Origin of the sequence: Chitinophaga sp. (genome assembly GCF_035564935.1) — a bacterium.
In the GTDB taxonomy this organism is placed as follows: domain Bacteria; phylum Bacteroidota; class Bacteroidia; order Chitinophagales; family Chitinophagaceae; genus Chitinophaga.
The window spans coordinates 1-2,315 of the sequence record NZ_DATMTE010001057.1 but is presented as its reverse complement, the minus strand read 5'-3'; the positions used below and the strand labels follow the sequence as shown (position 1 = coordinate 2,315).

The 2,315-nt window shown below is 47.7% G+C and carries 2 protein-coding genes and 1 pseudogene; 2 read left to right on the top strand and 1 reads right to left on the bottom strand.

The genetic code is table 11. The features are described 5' to 3' along the window. A partial coding sequence (locus tag VN105_RS27470; protein ID WP_325646293.1) for a transketolase-like TK C-terminal-containing protein occupies positions 1–565 on the top strand: 565 nt, incomplete at its 5' end. Between the two features lie 3 nt (positions 566–568). Next, positions 569–1,315 (top strand): HAD-IIB family hydrolase, encoded by a 747-nt coding sequence (locus tag VN105_RS27465; RefSeq protein ID WP_325646291.1) that lies wholly within the window; start codon positions 569–571, stop codon positions 1,313–1,315. On the opposite strand, the pseudogene VN105_RS27460 reads toward VN105_RS27465, so the two are convergent. Continuing rightward, positions 1,303–2,315 (bottom strand): annotated as a pseudogene (locus VN105_RS27460) (hypothetical protein); the annotation flags it as partial. The gene VN105_RS27465 and the pseudogene VN105_RS27460 sit on opposite strands and share 13 nt — an antisense overlap.

Genomic DNA, 2,315 nt, shown 5'->3' with positions numbered 1-2,315 from the left:
CCGGGCTATTCCCCGCCTGGTAGTGATACGTCCTGCAGATGCGAACGAAACCATTGCTGCCTGGCAGATCGCCGTACTGGAACCGGATAAACCCGTAGCATTGATCCTCACGCGGCAGGCTGTGCCTACACTGGATCGCAGTAAATACGCCGCAGCCAGCGGGCTCCGTTATGGCGGCTACATCCTGGCAGATGCGCCTGATGCAAAACCTGAACTGATCCTTATTGCCACCGGTTCCGAAGTGAGCTTAATAGTAGCCGCACAGGAAAAACTGCAATCATTTAATATCGCGGTACGTACCGTTTCAATGCCCAGCTGGGAACTGTTTGAAGCACAATCGCCCGCATACCGCGACCAGGTGCTACCTCCCGAAGTAACGAACCGTATAGTAGTGGAAGCCGGCATTTCGCAGGGATGGCACCATTATGCCGGCGATAAAGGCGATATTATCTCCATCGATCATTTTGGCGCCTCAGCGCCAGGCCCGGTGCTGTTGCGCGAATTTGGGTTTACCGTAGAAAACATTTGCGAACGCGCCCTGGCCTTACTAAAAAAACAAGCATAATCAATGAAACAACTCGTGGTATTTGACCTGGATGGAACGTTGGCGCAAAGCAAATCAGCCGTTGATGAAGAGATGAGCAAACTATTGTATTCCCTGTTAACAGTGGTAAAGGTGGCCATTATTTCCGGTGGCGCCTGGCCGCAGTTTCAGCAACAGGTACTCGCTAAATTACCTGGCGTAAAAAACCTGGAACGCTTATTTATTTTACCCACCTGTGGTACACAGTTTTATGAATATAAACAGGAGTGGAATAAATTGTATGCAGAAGATTTTACGCCGGCAGAAAAAAAGAAAATTACTGACGCACTAAACAGTGTTGTGAATACATTGGGATACAAAGCCCCGCATTTGTGGGGTGATGCTATTGAAGACCGTGGCAGCCAGATCACCTTTTCTGCATTAGGACAGGAAGCGCCACTGGAAGAAAAGAAAAAGTGGGATCCTGATTTTGCGAAAAGACAACGAATGAAAGGGTTGCTGGATAATATGATACCGGAATTTTCTGTTAACCTGGGCGGCACTACTTCTGTAGATATCACCAAACCCGGTATTGACAAGGCTTATGGCATTCATAAGCTGAGAAGTATCCTGCATATTCCCATAGATAAAATGTTATTTGCCGGAGATGCCATTTTCCCCGGGGGGAATGATTATCCTGCCAGGGAAGCAGGCGTAGATTGTATTAAAGTACGTGACCCGGATGAAACGAAACGGGTGATAGAAACGATTATAGCCTGCTATACGCGGTAGTTCAGTAATTCATTGATCAGTTCCGTTAAGCTGGTGGTTCCGGTGGCAATTACCTCATCACCGGCGCCGTAATAAATATAAAGGGTATCGTCAAATAAGGCCGTGCCCGTAGGAAAACAAACATTATCCACATCTCCCCTTACTTCCCAATCCCGCTCCGGCGCCAATATGGGATAGGGTAACCGCGCAATTTCCTTCGACGGGTCATCCAGGTCGAACAAGGCAGCGCAGCCCACATATACATAACCACCTTCGGTTTCATGCACCCCGTGGTAAATGAACAGCCAGCCATGCGGCGTTTCCACCGGCGGACAACCGGCGCCCACATAACTCATTTCGTGTTTATACTTTGGCGTTAGTATGATATGATCATGAAGATGGAGATAATAATCTTTCCAGAAATCCGCTGTAAGTTCAGACAGGCTGCTTACCGCTACCAGCTGTATATGCGGCTTGATACGATGCAGAAAATAAAACTTGCCGTTAATCTTTCTCGGGAAAAAAACTACATCCTTATCCCATAACCGGGGATTAAAGTCGTTGTAGCGGATATATTTTTCATCCAGCGGTGCATTGGTTTCCGCCAATTGTTTAAACTCTGTGTAATCCATTTGCGCCACTATCAGGCCATGTTTTTCGAACTGCAGCCCATCTTTGGAGGTGGCCAGCGCTGCACAGGCGCTTACGCCGTCATAGGCGGTATAGGTAAGATAAAACAGTCCGTCGATATACACCACCCGCGGGTCCTCCACTCCTTTTGCCTCATAGTCGTATTCAGGAAACAGAATGGGTTTATCCAGGCGTTCCCCGATGGTAAGCGGGGCGCTCAGTTTACAAAAACCAATGCTTGAATGATTTCCTTTTTGCACTGCGCGGTAATAGAAAAACACGTTGTCTCCCACCCTGATGGTAGCGGGATTTAGTACGCCTTCGTTTTCAAATTCCAGGTTAGTTTGATGCAGTAGTATACCTTCTTTCTTGATCCGTATCATAATTCCGG

Excerpts from the sequence above, each read along its gene's own strand:
- VN105_RS27465 (WP_325646291.1), top strand. The coding sequence starts at position 569 with ATGAAACAACTCGTGGTATTTGACCTGGATGGAACGTTGGCGCAAAGC.